Annotated in this window: 26 protein-coding genes, 2 tRNA genes and 1 pseudogene; 24 read left to right on the top strand and 5 right to left on the bottom strand. The window is 42.3% G+C overall.

Going from position 1 to position 14,511, the window contains the following annotated elements:
• Positions 1-57: 57 nt before the first annotated feature.
• From BDE27_RS01495 to BDE27_RS19565, 21 genes are all read left to right on the top strand, one after another.
• A complete protein-coding gene (locus tag BDE27_RS01495; RefSeq protein WP_099133203.1) occupies positions 58-471 on the top strand; it encodes a helix-turn-helix domain-containing protein in 414 nt (137 codons plus the stop codon).
• A gap of 985 nt (positions 472-1,456) precedes the next feature.
• Positions 1,457-1,708, top strand: coding sequence for a hypothetical protein (locus tag BDE27_RS01490; RefSeq protein WP_099133202.1), 252 nt, complete (start codon positions 1,457-1,459; stop codon positions 1,706-1,708).
• Positions 1,708-1,950, top strand: a complete 243-nt coding sequence (locus BDE27_RS01485) for a hypothetical protein (RefSeq protein ID WP_099133200.1) — start codon at positions 1,708-1,710, stop codon at positions 1,948-1,950. The genes BDE27_RS01490 and BDE27_RS01485 overlap by 1 nt, the downstream gene beginning before the upstream one ends.
• Before the next feature lie 52 nt (positions 1,951-2,002).
• Positions 2,003-2,164, top strand: coding sequence for a hypothetical protein (locus BDE27_RS19300; RefSeq protein WP_167450516.1), 162 nt, complete (start codon positions 2,003-2,005; stop codon positions 2,162-2,164).
• A 134-nt stretch (positions 2,165-2,298) separates the two neighbouring features.
• The gene (locus tag BDE27_RS19295) at positions 2,299-2,460 is read left to right on the top strand and encodes a hypothetical protein (RefSeq protein ID WP_167450515.1); all 162 of its coding nucleotides are present in this window, start codon (positions 2,299-2,301) and stop codon (positions 2,458-2,460) included.
• A gap of 95 nt (positions 2,461-2,555) precedes the next feature.
• Entirely contained in the window at positions 2,556-2,807 is a 252-nt protein-coding gene (locus BDE27_RS01480) for a hypothetical protein (protein WP_099133199.1), read from the top strand.
• Positions 2,807-3,226, top strand: coding sequence for a hypothetical protein (locus BDE27_RS01475; RefSeq protein ID WP_099133197.1), 420 nt, complete (start codon positions 2,807-2,809; stop codon positions 3,224-3,226). The genes BDE27_RS01480 and BDE27_RS01475 overlap by 1 nt, the downstream gene beginning before the upstream one ends.
• Before the next feature lie 187 nt (positions 3,227-3,413).
• Complete coding sequence (locus BDE27_RS01470) at positions 3,414-3,593, top strand: hypothetical protein (RefSeq protein ID WP_099133196.1); 180 nt, start codon at positions 3,414-3,416, stop codon at positions 3,591-3,593.
• A complete protein-coding gene (locus BDE27_RS19290) occupies positions 3,590-3,757 on the top strand; it encodes a hypothetical protein (RefSeq protein WP_167450514.1) in 168 nt (55 codons plus the stop codon). Before BDE27_RS01470 ends, BDE27_RS19290 begins: the two co-directional genes overlap by 4 nt.
• Before the next feature lie 334 nt (positions 3,758-4,091).
• The gene (exoX, locus tag BDE27_RS01465) at positions 4,092-4,766 is read left to right on the top strand and encodes an exodeoxyribonuclease X (RefSeq protein ID WP_099133255.1); all 675 of its coding nucleotides are present in this window, start codon (positions 4,092-4,094) and stop codon (positions 4,764-4,766) included.
• 2 nt (positions 4,767-4,768) lie between these two features.
• Positions 4,769-5,647 carry an ATP-binding protein gene (locus BDE27_RS01460; protein ID WP_099133194.1) on the top strand — a complete coding sequence of 293 codons (879 nt, stop codon included), beginning with the start codon at positions 4,769-4,771 and terminating at the stop codon, positions 5,645-5,647.
• A complete protein-coding gene (locus BDE27_RS01455) occupies positions 5,640-6,125 on the top strand; it encodes a single-stranded DNA-binding protein (RefSeq protein WP_099133193.1) in 486 nt (161 codons plus the stop codon). The genes BDE27_RS01460 and BDE27_RS01455 overlap by 8 nt, the downstream gene beginning before the upstream one ends.
• Positions 6,126-6,176: 51 nt before the next feature.
• Positions 6,177-7,019, top strand: a complete 843-nt coding sequence (locus BDE27_RS01450; protein WP_099133191.1) for a phosphoadenosine phosphosulfate reductase domain-containing protein — start codon at positions 6,177-6,179, stop codon at positions 7,017-7,019.
• A gap of 40 nt (positions 7,020-7,059) precedes the next feature.
• The gene (locus tag BDE27_RS20585; protein ID WP_478207878.1) at positions 7,060-7,407 is read left to right on the top strand and encodes a phiTE_072 family protein; all 348 of its coding nucleotides are present in this window, start codon (positions 7,060-7,062) and stop codon (positions 7,405-7,407) included.
• A complete protein-coding gene (locus tag BDE27_RS01445; protein WP_099133189.1) occupies positions 7,361-7,786 on the top strand; it encodes a zinc-finger-containing protein in 426 nt (141 codons plus the stop codon). The genes BDE27_RS20585 and BDE27_RS01445 overlap by 47 nt, the downstream gene beginning before the upstream one ends.
• Positions 7,783-7,959 carry a hypothetical protein gene (locus BDE27_RS19285; RefSeq protein ID WP_167450513.1) on the top strand — a complete coding sequence of 59 codons (177 nt, stop codon included), beginning with the start codon at positions 7,783-7,785 and terminating at the stop codon, positions 7,957-7,959. Before BDE27_RS01445 ends, BDE27_RS19285 begins: the two co-directional genes overlap by 4 nt.
• Positions 7,952-8,197: a hypothetical protein gene (locus BDE27_RS01440; protein ID WP_099133188.1), complete on the top strand. Its 246-nt coding sequence runs from the start codon at positions 7,952-7,954 to the stop codon at positions 8,195-8,197. Before BDE27_RS19285 ends, BDE27_RS01440 begins: the two co-directional genes overlap by 8 nt.
• A 170-nt stretch (positions 8,198-8,367) precedes the next feature.
• The gene (locus BDE27_RS01430; protein WP_120211293.1) at positions 8,368-8,901 is read left to right on the top strand and encodes a phage N-6-adenine-methyltransferase; all 534 of its coding nucleotides are present in this window, start codon (positions 8,368-8,370) and stop codon (positions 8,899-8,901) included.
• A complete protein-coding gene (locus BDE27_RS01425) occupies positions 8,898-9,077 on the top strand; it encodes a hypothetical protein (protein ID WP_099133183.1) in 180 nt (59 codons plus the stop codon). The genes BDE27_RS01430 and BDE27_RS01425 overlap by 4 nt, the downstream gene beginning before the upstream one ends.
• Positions 9,070-9,282: a hypothetical protein gene (locus tag BDE27_RS19280; protein ID WP_099133181.1), complete on the top strand. Its 213-nt coding sequence runs from the start codon at positions 9,070-9,072 to the stop codon at positions 9,280-9,282. The genes BDE27_RS01425 and BDE27_RS19280 overlap by 8 nt, the downstream gene beginning before the upstream one ends.
• Positions 9,275-9,472 carry a MerR family transcriptional regulator gene (locus BDE27_RS19565; RefSeq protein WP_099133179.1) on the top strand — a complete coding sequence of 66 codons (198 nt, stop codon included), beginning with the start codon at positions 9,275-9,277 and terminating at the stop codon, positions 9,470-9,472. The genes BDE27_RS19280 and BDE27_RS19565 overlap by 8 nt, the downstream gene beginning before the upstream one ends.
• Here BDE27_RS19565 and BDE27_RS01410 read toward each other — a convergent pair.
• From BDE27_RS01410 to BDE27_RS01395, 3 genes are all read right to left on the bottom strand, one after another.
• Positions 9,458-10,693: a tyrosine-type recombinase/integrase gene (locus BDE27_RS01410; RefSeq protein WP_099133177.1), complete on the bottom strand. Its 1,236-nt coding sequence runs from the start codon at positions 10,691-10,693 to the stop codon at positions 9,458-9,460. The two genes, BDE27_RS19565 and BDE27_RS01410, sit on opposite strands and share 15 nt — an antisense overlap.
• A 407-nt stretch (positions 10,694-11,100) precedes the next feature.
• The gene (gene rimI / locus BDE27_RS01400; protein ID WP_099133174.1) at positions 11,101-11,577 is read right to left on the bottom strand and encodes a ribosomal protein S18-alanine N-acetyltransferase; all 477 of its coding nucleotides are present in this window, start codon (positions 11,575-11,577) and stop codon (positions 11,101-11,103) included.
• Positions 11,546-11,956, bottom strand: a complete 411-nt coding sequence (locus BDE27_RS01395; RefSeq protein WP_099133173.1) for a DNA polymerase III subunit psi — start codon at positions 11,954-11,956, stop codon at positions 11,546-11,548. The genes rimI and BDE27_RS01395 overlap by 32 nt, the downstream gene beginning before the upstream one ends.
• Before the next feature lie 135 nt (positions 11,957-12,091).
• On the opposite strand from BDE27_RS01395, the gene rsmC reads away from it, so the two are divergent.
• The gene (gene rsmC / locus BDE27_RS01390) at positions 12,092-13,105 is read left to right on the top strand and encodes a 16S rRNA (guanine(1207)-N(2))-methyltransferase RsmC (RefSeq protein WP_099133172.1); all 1,014 of its coding nucleotides are present in this window, start codon (positions 12,092-12,094) and stop codon (positions 13,103-13,105) included.
• A gap of 35 nt (positions 13,106-13,140) precedes the next feature.
• Here rsmC and BDE27_RS20120 read toward each other — a convergent pair whose 3' ends face one another.
• Positions 13,141-13,266 carry a hypothetical protein gene (locus tag BDE27_RS20120; protein ID WP_279628548.1) on the bottom strand — a complete coding sequence of 42 codons (126 nt, stop codon included), beginning with the start codon at positions 13,264-13,266 and terminating at the stop codon, positions 13,141-13,143.
• Positions 13,267-13,322: 56 nt separating this feature from the next.
• Between BDE27_RS20120 and BDE27_RS01385 the strand changes: the two genes are divergently transcribed.
• Together BDE27_RS01385 and BDE27_RS01380 are read left to right on the top strand one after the other, a co-directional pair.
• Positions 13,323-13,409 (top strand) — tRNA-Leu (locus BDE27_RS01385).
• 46 nt (positions 13,410-13,455) lie between these two features.
• Positions 13,456-13,542: transfer RNA gene (locus BDE27_RS01380), tRNA-Leu, on the top strand.
• Positions 13,543-13,836: 294 nt separating this feature from the next.
• Here BDE27_RS01380 and BDE27_RS01375 read toward each other — a convergent pair.
• Positions 13,837-14,281: pseudogene (locus BDE27_RS01375) on the bottom strand (IS1 family transposase); the annotation flags it as partial.
• Positions 14,282-14,511 lie beyond the last annotated feature (230 nt).

The raw sequence follows: 14,511 nt of genomic DNA, 5'->3' as shown, positions 1-14,511 counted from the left end.
CTAAAAGTCAATTTGCAGTTTATTTCAAATATTAAACTTTTTGTTTAAAATATACGGATGAAAAAACAACATATGAATATCAACCCACTCTCAGTGCGGTTAGATCAGCTGATAAAAACCCGTGGTATATCTAAATCTGATATGGCTAAAATTTGTGGTGTTACACCACAATCAGTCAATGGTTGGTATACAAGGGGAAGCATAGGAAAGGAATCAGCAATGAAACTTGCTGATTCACTTGGAGTTTCTGTTGCCTGGCTACTAGGAGAAAGCGACGAGAATGTAAATATTAATGATGCAATCTTGCCAAGACCAGAATTAACCAATAGAGAAAGGATTTTATTAGAGCTTTTCAATGAGTTGCCCGATGAGGAAGCTGATTTGCTGTTAAAAAATCTTGAAGAGAAAAAACGGCATTACGATGGTTTACTAGAAGAATTATTACATAAAAGAAGGCAAAAGAAAGCATAAATATCCTATCTTTTAATTATTAACTCATTGTAACCACACATGATTATTAGTTAGACTTTATGCTTTCTTTATGACAGTAAGTTATTGATAAATTTGATATCAGCCACTGAAGCAAGAACCACCCTCCCCTAAGATCAAAAATAGAATAAATAGAATAAATAGAATAAATAGAATTAAAACAAATAATTAATACAAATAACGATCTAATCGTTAAGTTAGAACGACTAACTGAACTAAAAAATAAGGGAATTCTTGATACAGATGAATTCCAATCTCAAGAGCTAAAACTTCTTAGCAGAGATCACCCTCCTGACTATGTATTCAAACCAGCCTAGTGCTGGTTTTTTATACTCACACCAAAACATTAAGCATTAAACTTAAAATTATTTAAACTTAATGTTGACTGCGCATTAAGTTTTATGTTTAACTATTTGCATCGAACAGGCAGGACGCCCACGAAGTAGCCGCTACCGGCATATGAAGAGGTAGATGATTCGATAGGCAGTAAGAGAAGTACCAATCTGTAACACGCTCTTTAACAATCCGAACCCCAAACAGCGTATTCACTCTGTTATCCCCCAACGCACAAATGCGATGTATCACTGGTAGTTGATCGGTATGCCAGTGAGAAGATTAGCCTCGGAAGAGCGCGAACGGGCAGCACTATCAGAGAAAGCGCTGTAATTAACCAAAGGAGAATTAATCATGGTTTAGCAAAGCGGATAGGCCGCGAAGTTTAACTTGACGCTGTGGTAATGACACAGCTCCGAATCACATTGCGGTGAGCCTGTGTAGCGACGGGTTAGGGTTAATGATGAAAAGTAGCTCCGGTAAAGCAGCAAGGCAGCCAACTTGCACCGGTTATTAGCGGCAAAGATGCGACAGGAACTCAAGGGCATGAGCGAGGCCACTGCGAAAGTGTGGTTGATTGACTGTAGGTCATTCAATGAGTGATCTATGGTGAGTTAATTAACGGAGAAATTCCATGAACGATAAAGATTACTGGCTGGAAAATACTCTCGACAATTTCTTTTTTCAGTCTCGGCAAAAACAATGCGAGAATTTCCGAAATAATCGCCAGCCCAAACAACGCATGACCCAGCAGGAACGCGACACTGTTAACGCATTAACCAGTTTCATTACGACAGTTAACGGCGCTCCATCGAAAAAGTCAGTTTCAACCAAAACCAAATCCCGCCGTCGTTTGGAGTCAGGCGGGGTTACTGCGAGGGTGTGATGACTGAATACGAAATTAATCGCATGAAATCCGATATAGCGGAAAGAATGGCAGCACTGGAATTTTTACGGGATGAAATAGGTTGCTTCCCAAGTTACATGGATAACATTTTCACAGGGAGGTTATTCAAAGGCTGGCGTTTTATAAAGTCACCAGAACCGGAGAATGAAATACTGTTTGTAAACGGGTTGCAGCCAGCCATTACTAAAAGAGAATTCGATTTAACTGTCGGTGGAAATTAACTAACTCCAGCTAATTCCAAATAAACAGCATTAATTCTGAAAGGAAATAAAAATGACTACACCAATGAAATTTGCGGCTGAATGTAAAGAAGACTATGAGTATTATCGTGCTCGTGCGTTATCTCATGAACCGCGCTCTATGTTTCGTCGTAGTTTGACACAATTGTGTTGGAATCAACGTGCACGTTATCGTAAATGGTTGGCTCTCAGTTAACTAATTACAGCTCATTTCCGAGTGGGCTGTGGTGAGTTAAGTGAGGAATCCCACGCCGCCTGAGTGGGTTATCAAATCAGGCAACTAACTCCAGCTCATTCCAAATAAACAATATTAATTCTGAGGGAATAAAAATGACTACAGCAATGAAATTTGTGGCTGAACATAAAGAAAAATTTGAACGTTATCGTCAGTGGGCTATATCCGAAGCGCCGCGTTCTGAAATTCGTCGTCGTTTGGCAAAACTGTGTTGGGTCGAACGTAAGTACTATCGTGAATGGGCGGCTCTCAGTTGACTAACTCCAGCCCATTTCCGAGTGGGCTGTGGTGAGTTAAATAACAGCCTCGCCAATGCGGGGCTTTTTATTACCTGAATATAGGAAAGTAAATAATGAAAAATGAATTCATAATAACAATAACATTATCTGAGTCAGATGATGGTGAAATAAAGACTCAATTTAAAAGTCTCTTGGAGGGTGGTAAGCCATCAATTGCATTCGCGGCGTTGGCATTAACCATGAAAAAACAAATAGAGAATGAATTAGCAGCTAAAGTAGCAATTGCCTCAGATATGGCTGATTTAGCTGAAAAAATAAATGACTGTGTTTGCCAAGAGGACGAAGATGATTGGGAGGATAAATAATGCCTAAACACATTCACGCTGATTTAATATCTGAGTACGCCAGATTGTCTCATATTACCGATAGGCCGTGGGAGTATTTTGAACATAGAAAGTATAACTATGAAACTTGGAAAAAATGCGGTCAAAACTTAACTTTTAACAGTCTTAATGAATATCGCATAGTAACTCCTACTATCAAAATCGGGGAATATGATGTACCGGAGCCAGAAAGAGAAGCGCCCAAAGTAGGAACTATGTACTGGATACCAAATATAGGATATATAAAAACAGAGCCTTGCAAATATACATTTAATTATGAATGGGGCGAAGAAAATTGTCTTATCTATGAGATGGCACATTTAGAAAATGGGCTTGTTCACCTCAAACGCGAATCCGCCGAGCTGCACGCTAAGGCGCTTATTTCTCTAACCTCTAAATAATTCAAACCATAAATCATTAATCGTTTTCACTAACGAGGGATTTTTACGTGCGTAACAACATGTTTGATGGGTGCGCAGTCGTACCCAAAAAACCACAGGCAGTCAGGAACCGGCGCGCATGGAAGCGCCTAGTTGCATTACTCATCATCTCAATAGTCGTATTTATTCCGGTTTAGGAGAAATAACAATGTCATTAGCAACATTTCCAATTAAAAAACGTCATGGCATGGAAAAAATAGCGCGGATCGCTCAGGAATTAGAGTTATCTGAATTTGAGCTGAAACACCTTATGGATGAAATACAAATTCGCCAATTTAAGGCACGAAATAACCAACGCTCTCTCAAATTCGCGGAGGTTCCATTATGAGACATTTCGATTGCAACCCTTACAATGCTAAGGATGAGCAGCAGAAACGTAAATATACAGACGAACAAATAGCCCAGCATAGGGAGCTGGAATACAAGCGGGAGGTGTTGGGTATGGAGGGATTACCCGCCAGTGCTCAGGATTTCGCGGGGGATTTCACATGAACCTGTACCCTCGGCGCTCAACTGGCTGTTATGTGCCGAAAGACCCAACAGAGCGTCAATAATATCTCAGGGATCTGATCGCCGCCATCACCAGTAACACCTCTCACCCCGCTGAGTTACCTATAGCAGAACAAGTTAAAGCAGAACGGCTACGAAATATCAATCATTACGCCGCATTAAATCACCCCCCGCTACCCCAGCACATAGCAGAACAACGCACCGAACAAAAACGGCAGGAGTGGAGGGATTACTACGCAACCCATCACACGGAACACGATTTATATCGTGGTGAATCACCGAGCCGCCATCATGGTGGCGTTTGGACAGGAGATTAATTTTGACAATTTACAGAGTAGTAGACACAGAAACCTGTGATATGGAGAGCGGGATTGTTGAGATAGCCAGTATTGATATTGTGAATAACACAATCAATTACATCGAAAAACAATCTCATTTCGTAGACCCTCAAAAACCTATTTCAATTAGCGCGATGGCTATTCACCATATTACGGATGATATGGTCGCTAATTCTCCGCTAATTGATGATGTTATTGATAAATACAAAGGGGCTGACTTTCTAGTTGCACATAATGCCGCTTTCGATTCGCACATGATGCCGGAGATGGATGCACCGTTTATCTGCACATTGAAATTAGCCAAGCGTTTATGGCCAGACATGGAAAGTCACAGCAACCAATATCTCCGGTATGCACTAAAACTGGATGTTTTTGTACCGGATGGGTTACATGCACACAGGGCGCTGTATGACTGCATAGTCACCGCCGCACTATTTAAGCGTATCAAGGATGAATCAGGTTGGTCTGATGAGGAAATACTGGAAATGAGTCACCAGCCCTCATTGCTGCACAAGTTCAGATTTGGCAAGCACAAAGGCATGACATTCGAAGAGGTTAAAAAAACTAACCCCAGCTATTTTACATGGCTATTAAAGCAGCCTGACATTGATCCTGATATTGAATTTACCCTCAATTATTGGTTATCGAGGTAGTTATGAAATTTGCAAAAGCCATGAGAAAACAGGCCAAATTAAGACTGGCCTTAACAGGTCCCAGCGGATCAGGTAAAACCTACGGGGCTTTAATCATTGCCAGGGGGCTTGGTGGCACAACAGCGGTTATTGATACCGAAAAAGGCAGTGCCTCACTGTATTCTGACCGATTCAATTTTGATGTTCTGGAGTTAGCTCCTCCTTTCACGCCAGAACGATTCATTGAGGCTATCAGCGCGGCACAAGACGCCGGATACGATAACCTTATCATCGATAGTATCACTCACGAATGGAGTGGAACGGGTGGCTGTCTGGAAATACTGGATGGATTAGCTAAAGCAAAATATCGTGGGAATACATGGTCAGCATGGAGCGATATTACCCCCCGCCACAATAAATTTTTAGATGCCATATTGCGTTCGGATATGAACATCATCGCCACGATGCGCAGTAAGACAGAAACGGCACAAGTTGATAATGGTAGCGGGAAAAAGCGAGTCGATAAGCTGGGCATGAAGTCAGAGCAACGCGACGGGGTTGAATATGAATTTACTACCGTTCTGGATTTGAACCATGAGACTCACACAGCGACAGCCAGTAAAGACAGAACAGGATTATTCAGTAATGCTGATTTCACTGTCATTGATGAAAACACGGGGAAACGGTTAACGGATTGGCTGAACGATGGAAGAAGTAAAGCCGAAATAGATCTGACTCACTTTGCTGATAGTGCAGCAAAAGCCCAAAACATGGACGAACTTAAAACTGCATTCGCTGAGGCATATAATTCTCTCAGAAATACGCCAGAGCAAGGAACAGCGCAGGAAATATATGAACTCAGGAAATCAGAATTTGAGCCACAGGAGGTAGAGCATGGCTAGTCGCGGCATAAACAAAGTTATTTTAGTGGGTAATTTGGGGCAAGACCCGGAAGTTCGCTATCTACCGAATGGCGGTGCAGTCGCCAATATCACTCTGGCTACATCGGAAACGTGGCGTGATAAACAGTCAGGCGAGATGAGAGAGAAAACCGAATGGCATCGCGTAGTCATATTCGGCAAATTGGCAGAGGTTGCCGGTGAATACCTGCGCAAGGGTTCTCAGGTATATATCGAAGGTTCTTTACAGACTCGCAAATGGCAGGATCAACAGGGACAGGACAGATACACCACGGAAGTTGCAGTTAATCCTATAGGCGGCACTCTGCAAATGCTGGGTGGCAGACAGGGAAATCAGCAACCCCAGCAGCCACATTCGGGGCAGCAACAGTCTCACGGATGGGGCGCGCCACAGCAACCGCAGGGGCAGCAATCGCAGTCAGCGCCTCCAGTGGATTTTGACGACGATATTCCGTTCTAGTCCATTCAACAACCCAAACAAAACCATCTAACCCCCCATCTAGGATATAACATGATAAATGTTGTCAGTTTCTCTGGCGGCAGGACATCGGCGTACCTCGTATATCTCATGGAACGGCGCCGCAAACGAGGTGAGAATGTCCGCTATGTGTTTATGGACACGGGCGCGGAGCACCCTAAAACCTACGAATTTATTCGTGATTTAGTTCGGTATTGGAAAATTAATTTAGTTTGTCTGCGAGTGGTTATTAATCCAGAGCTGGGTAAAGGAAACGGGTATGAAATTCTGAGTCTGGATAAAATAACGAATGACCTGGCGCCATGGAAGGCAATGCTAAAAAAATATGGTACGCCCTACGTTGGCGGCGAGTTCTGCACGGACAGAATGAAATTGGTTCCATTTCAGAAATATTGTGACGAGCATATCGGGAAAAAATCGTATCACACATGGATTGGCATTCGTGCAGATGAGCCAAAACGGATAAAACACAAGCCGCGCGTGAGTTATTTAGCAGATATTTCTGACATTGATAAACACGGCATTATCGATTGGTGGAGTCGCCAACCGTTCGACCTGCAAATACCGGAGCATCTCGGTAATTGCTGTTTCTGCATCAAGAAAAGCATTCAGAAAATCGCATTAGCCGCCAAGGATGAGCCGGAACTCGCCGCCCAGTTCCGAGAGATCCTCGCCTCAAATGAGGTTAGAAAAATGGAAAATCGAAATGGAACCGACCTCATTATGTACCGTGGTAAAAACTCATTTGACGGCATCATACAAATGTTCGCCGATGATGGACGGGATGAATTAGCCGCCCGTATGCCGTCGCAAAAACAATATATTCGCGCCGCGATGCAAAATGCGCTGTGTGAATGCCAGCTCAATTTATTTTAACCCCATTAACTAACGCCACCTCAGTGGCGGGAGGATTATTGTGCAAATTGAAACATCAAATGTCGTGAAATTACAAATCACGGATATACCGCGACATGACCCTATTCATGTTTATTTGGAAGATTATGGTAATAAGATGGGCCGGATAACAATCTCTGAGTACGGTGACTCATGGAGTGCATTTTGGACTGCAATGGGCGGCTCATTAACTAATTTCGTTCTCAAGGCTGATAACGGGTATCTCATTAGATACCTTGCTCCTAAGCTAGAAACTGACACTCCAAAATACAAAAGGATGGATTCTCGTCTAAATGCCGTGAAAGCAGCATTAAGGAGGTTGTATGTTCACACCGTGGAATCCCAACCCAATAGCCATCCTCAGAGTTAACGATCCCTATCCCATTCCGACACACTGCCGATATTGTGGCAGGCACGTCATGATTGCGCACCATTTGAATGTGTTTAATCGAGTACATGATAACCGCTGGCCGTGGTTATACCACTGTTGGACGTGCGGTGCGCGTGTTGGTATTCATCCGGGAACCGATATCCCGATGGGGTCACTGGCAGATAGGCCGACACGGATAGCGAGGCTCTCAGCACATCGGCATTTCGATGATGTCGTTAGGAGTCGTAATTTAGAGCGCACGGACGCGTATCAATGGTTAGCAAACAAACTAGATATCAGTTTCAACGAGTGTCATTTCGGCTGGTTTGATACTGATATGTGTAATAAAGCAGCGAATATATGCAGGGAGTTTAAATGAGAAATGACAAAATAGAATGCGCTAAACGCAAGTGTAAACATATTCATTATGAAAATGATCGGCTTGAAGTTCCAGACCCTGAATTTCCAACATGGTTAATTTCTATTTGTCCTAAATGTGGAGCTAATGATTATTTTATAATAGAAGAATTGAGAGAGAATAATAATGACTAATTCAGATTTATGCAGGGAGGCGTTTCAATACACCGCTGAAATAGAGATGACTGATTTTATTGATAATGGTGAGCTGGCATTAGCGTATGGAAAAATATTCAATGACAGCAAAAAACGATGGGAGGATGGAACTGAAATAATGACATCACCAGTAATAAATAATAAAACCTATAAAACTGACGGGTATATAAAAACTCAAAACTCAGTTTACAAGATACGCCACCCCAACAAACAGTGAGAACATCATGGATATTATCGACGCAGCGAATGAATTAAATGAGCTGAATATATCTCATGCCCTCCAGAACAGACCACCAGCACTAACCAGCGTCAACGGTATGTGCCGGTGGTGTGAGACGGAGCCAGCGACATGTGGTGCATTCTGTAGCCGGGAGTGCGGGGAGGATTATGAGCGATTTCGGAGGAAGTAATACACCAAAAGAACTTCGCGACCTCTGGCAAACTCCACTCCCGTTATTTCTGGCACTCAATTTAGAATTCGGATTTTATTTAGATGCGGCTGCATCTACTCAAAATACCCTGTGCGCCCATTATCTCACGGAACGAGATAATGCACTGGAATGTGATTGGGTGAGTTACGGTTCTATTTGGTGTAATCCCCCCTATTCTAATATTACGCCGTGGGTAGAAAAAGCGGCTATAGAATGCCAGAAACAATTACAACCAATCGTTATGTTAGTTCCCGCTGATACCTCTGTGGGCTGGTTTAAATTGGCGCTGGAGACGGTTGATGAGGTCAGGTTAATAACTGGTGGAAGAGTTCAATTTATACCAGTAGAACAAAGAAAGAGAAATTCCAATACAAAAGGCTCCATGTTTTTAATTTGGCGTTCTTTTATTACCCCACGAAAATTAATAACCACTGTTGATAAAGAACACCTATTCAATATAGGTAATAACGAAATAAGGAAAATGGCATGAAAGTAACAATTGATATGAACAAAAAAGAAGTTCGGGAATATGTTAATAGTGATTATCCTGTGCCTGAATCTGAATATCCAGAATTAATCCGTGGCGATGTGAAAACTATTTTATTGAGAGCTGGATTTCAGGGAATAAAACTGGAAGACGTCACAGTCAAAATCACCGATGACTAGCGAATTCGAGAACGCAAGGAGGAAGGTGGCGAGGGATTGCCTGAAAGAATTAACCGCCCTGCCCAAATACGACGACAAATCAGTAACCGCAATTCTCGATAAATACACCCCCAAATTTAAACCACTCAACCATATGCGATTTAGCGCTAAATCAGTGCTGGCGTATTATGTGCGGATGATTCAACAGGAGATGAAAGATGAGTAACTTTATGGATACAGAGGAAGTCGCAAACTTGTTCGGGAGATCTAAATCTACCATTCAGCGGTGGAACAGCATCAACGGTAAGACTGGTAAAAAATATAAGCCAGATTTCCCAGACCCAGATGTAAGATCTTGTCCCAACCTATGGGCTAAAGACAAGATCATGAAATTTGCTGGGTTATCCGGCGACTAATAAAGATACTTTGCCATCCCCATATACAATGGTTTCAACTCTCGCCCACCATAAGCCATAAGCTTTCCTTTGTTCGGCTATATAGTAACTTTTATCATACACCTGCCAAACTCCTGGCAATTTGTGACCTAACATAATTTCGGCAACATGAGGCTCGGTAAAATCAGAAAAGTTAGTTCTGGCGGTTCTTCTTAAGTCATGGAGAGACCAATGCGGGAATTGGTAGTCTAGCTTTTTCCATGCAAATCTCATTAAATTATATGGCAAAGAACTTAATGAACTTCCTCTTATCTTTTCAATGCTTTTATCTTTTGTTATTAAATATTTTGACCCTTTACTCATACCCATTAATTGCCTAATCATCTCTTCTGCTTGAGGGATGATTGGGCGAATTAGTGACCTCCCCGTAGAAGAGCCGGTTTTATGGCCTTCTGGCGGAATAGTCCATAACTTGTTATCAAGATCAAAATGACTTATTTCAGCATTAATCAGCTCACCAAGCCTGCAAGCAAAAAGTAGCAGTAATTTAACAAGCAGCTCATATTTTAATGATGCTCTTGATTTTTCTAACGCATGAAACAGAATTTTTATTTCTCTATCGTCCAGAACTCTAGTTCCTTCTCGCTTATGAACCCCTAGATCCTTTCCCGTCATCTGCATTAGAGGCTCACCGAGTATCAACTCCCTCTTTACACCCCACTTATGAGCTTGCTTTGTATTTATGAGTATTCTGTCAGCTATTGATTCAGAGTGTACAGCTAACCCTTCTAATAACTCTAACCAATCATGTAATGTGGTTAAACTATGCGGTCTATTACCGATTTTTGGAAAGACATGAAGCTCAAAAGAGCGGATTATCCCCACAGCATCTTTTTTGTTTTTTACGCAATATGCCTCATGCCACTTCCTGATAATCCCCTCATTTGTTTCTTCGGTGAAGGCAGTTATTTTTTGCTGCTTTTTTACAAACCTAGGGTTACGATTGGATTCAATTTCCCCCTTGAGCCTAATCACTTCATCTCTGGCATCTTTCAGAGTTGTTGCTGGGTATGTACCGATATCGACTCTTTCTCCTTTACCACCCCACTGAAATCTAAATTGGAAAATCACCTTTCCTTTTGGGGTGATCCTGACAGATAAACCGTCTCTATCCGATTTAACTATTTGTTTATCTCTTTCTTTCCCAACAATAGACCTAAGCCACGTATCTGATAGCGCCATAACTCACCTTGTACATATTTTTATGTGTCAATGGCTTGTTATAGCATTATGTACAAAACTCTGTACATAAAATTATGTACAACACTCGAAGCAAGTTAGATCTACTTGAAAATTGTTAGAGCAAAAATAAAACAACAATAGCTATTTCACTTGAAGTTAAGAGGAATCCATGAAGGTAAGTGAATGCAGGTGCAAGCAGTTAAAAGCAAATAAAACCAGAGCAATGATTGGGGTGAGAAATTATTGCAAAAGTGCGCCGTTTCGCGACTTCCTGCTGAAATGGGGAATTTGACATCAATTAGAATCTTCTGGTTCGTAGGCGGATTGATATCACTTGGAAAGCGCCTCAATCCGTCGTGTTAGTCGTGATTGGCGCTTATTTTCGCTGAACTTGGATTTATAAACAATCAGTGATTTTGCGACTTATTATCCAAATCGACTTCAAACAACGGCAATGCCATAATAATGGCATCTTCCTTACCTGCCGCAGTCGGGTAATAATTCTTGCGGATGGAAACTTCATTGAAACCCATCTCTTCGTATAAACGAATGGCAGCCTGGTTAGAGCGTCGGACTTCAAGCCACAATGTATTGATCTGTTTTTCAGGTAATATGTTGATGAGATGCGCCAGCAATGCCCTGCCATATCCCCGTGATTGATATTCAGGATGAATAGCGATATTAAATAGTGTTGCTTCATCCATGACATACTGTGTTATCGCAAAACCGATAATCTGGTCATTCTGCGATATCTTATAGTTGAGATAACGTTCCCCCTGATTGGAGTAAAAGGTTTTTTCACTCCACGGAAACGCATGACTGGCCTGTTCTATTTGAAATGCTGCGGGAAGATCAACGGGAGTTAATAGAGAAATATTCTTCATAATGGTAAATTTGTTGCCAAAGAGCGCGTTTTGCATTCCCATCAAGAGATAAATCATTTAATGCCGGGCTTCTCAAAGAAATCCCTTGTACTGGTAAGGTAATATCAACCCCCAGCAGCCAGCTTGGGCAGTGGATTGATTCCGAAAGTAGCTCAACATCTTTTGTCGTGATGCAATATACCGATGAGGCATCGATCCCCATGGCTGTAAAAATATCAGCAAACAATGAATGACTTAAGTCAATGTGATCATGGCTAATGATCAATAGACGGGTTGAATCAGGGATGAGGACAGATAATTCACCTTGCAAAGCCATTGGGCTACGCAAAACCCATTGGGTGATCCCCAACCGGGAGAGTAATCTGTCACGCTTTGTCATCGTGTTTTATTCCATCTGCCATAAAAAATAACAGGTAATATATTATCAGAGGGCTTAGCTCTGCGCCAACCAGCTTGTCAGCACTGCCCGCTGATATTGATATTCAGATAAAGATTTATAAGGAGCTATACATAGATGTCAGTATTAACCCCGGCCAGCGAAGTTATCCTGCGCCATCATGAGCAATTTCGCTCCCATCATCTGCTTTTTGCCGGTGATCTTCAGGATAACCTGGCAACGGAAATCGAAGCTGCAAGTGTGCGTGTGCATACTAACCAATATCACCACTGGCAATCCCTGATCCGCCAGCTTGGTGACAATGCCTGGTTTGGCCTCGTAGCGGACAGCGCATTTATCGGAGGATGTGATACGCTGATTTATTACTGGCCAAAAAGCAAACAGGAAGCGCGTTTTCAACTACGCAATCTATTTTCTATCCTGCCATCCGGTACTGATATCTTTATTGTGGGTGAAAACCGTAGTGGTGTACGCAGTATTGATAAGTTAATGGAAGGCATCGCTACTTTCCGCAAAATTGATACAGCACGCCGTTGCAGCCTGTTTTACGGTCAATTGAAAAACCAGGTTCAGTTTGACCAAAACAATTGGTGGAACAGTTATCAGGTGGGAGATGTCACCGTCAATACGCTGCCCGGCGTATTTAGCCAGGATGATTTGGATATCGGCAGTCGTCTGCTACTTTCTACTTTCGATGCTCCTATCTCTGGCAGTCTGTTGGATTTGGCTTGTGGTGCCGGAGTACTGGCTACCGTATTGGGTAAAAAGAACCCCGACTTGTCCCTGACATTGAGTGATGTCAATGCTGCCGCTATCGTATCGAGTAAGGCGACCCTGCAAGCCAATAAACTGAAAGGCAATGTAGTCACAAGTAATGTGTATTCTGCCATTGAAGAAAAATTTGACTGGATCATTTCTAATCCCCCCTTCCATGATGGCATAAAAACCAACCTGGTGGCGGCTGAAGATATGATCCGCATGGCACCCAATTATCTAAAATCCGGCGGTAAATTGCGGATCGTTGCAAACGCTTTCTTACCTTATCCTGATCTGCTAGATAATGCCTTTGGCCACCATGAAGTTATTGCGCAAACAGGTAAATTCAAAGTATACCAAGCGACTAAGAAATAATTGGAGCAGCAAACGCAATTCCTGTGTTGCCTGCCTCAACTTAACGGGCAGGCAATTTCTATTTTCTGGCATTTCATTTCTGCCCTTGCCAAACATATCGACATGCTGATTTTTACACCAATCACACGTTTTCTCCCTAAATAATGATTGACGCCAGCCATAAAATCTCTAGAATGCGCCTCCATGCTATTCGTTTAAGTAATAGTATCTGATTAACGCGAGGGTGGCGGAATTGGTAGACGCGCTAGCTTCAGGTGTTAGTGTTCTTACGGACGTGGGGGTTCAAGTCCCCCCCTTCGCACCAAATCAGATGGCTATCGATTAAACAAACTAGATAAATGGCAGTACCTGCGAGGGTGGCGGAATTGGTAGACGCGCTAGCTTCAGGTGTTAGTGTCCTTACGGACGTGGGGGTTCAAGTCCCCCCCTTCGCACCACTGTTACATTTTTCTTCTCTTTCTCGTTGTTTCCCCGATCTTCCTTAATGTCCCAGATAACGCAAGCACAGGTCTATTCATAATACGTGTAAAATGTTGGCATGGAGAACTGCTGGGGCAATAACAAAACTTGAGCTTCTCAACAATGTTTAAATATCGTATCTTACAGCTTTGCTTCCATTGAGCCAACTGGGTTTATGCAACAGAACCACTCACTGTGATAAGGGTTTTAAAGGGCAATACGCGTATTCAGAGTGAAAAATCTGGTCATGTATTGAATGGTTAGATCACTCGCTAAACGTAGTTTTCACACTCAATAAATGTCTCTATCACTTTATCGTGCATTTCTTCCGATTTAGAATAGCCTATTGTTTTTCGATTCAGCTTTTTTAGCCGGGTACAATGAGTGAGATTATTTCGCTCTATTCGTTGGGTAAACGTCTTTCCAACAAGCTGGTTTTCTTCCGGAAAGCAATGATAAACAACATAATCATCCGTGCAATAGAACCGAATGTTAAAGGGAAACAGCTGCGCTAGTAATTTATCCCGTGTTTTCCTCCTGCGATCACCAAAAACATGCGCCACAATGCGTTTCATTCGGGGGTTCCTAATAAGCATACCAAAGCCAGCGCTGATTTTTCTTACTTCCGACAAACGACCATTGTTCATCTATCTCGCAGATAAGCTGAATATCACTTCTTCCAAGCGGCAAGGTCGTCACGTTCCGGAGATCGAATTTTTACGAAAATATTTAACTTCACTTTTGTTTTATAGGCCTTGTACACAAACTTAGCAGGATTATAAAGTGTCAAGGGTTCTTATACCATATATGGACGCCCCAGTTGTGCAAGCACTAAGTTATACGGTTTGCGACCATATATCCGGCGTCATAATGGAAAAATTATCCGCGCCATGATGTCATCCGCACCCTGCTTCCTTCTCACACATCGGTATATCACTACCTTGTAT

The organism is Xenorhabdus ehlersii, from assembly GCF_003610465.1.
GTDB lineage: Bacteria > Pseudomonadota > Gammaproteobacteria > Enterobacterales > Enterobacteriaceae > Xenorhabdus > Xenorhabdus ehlersii.
The sequence above is the reverse complement of the archived record's forward strand: the minus strand, read 5'-3'. Positions and strand labels throughout refer to the sequence as shown.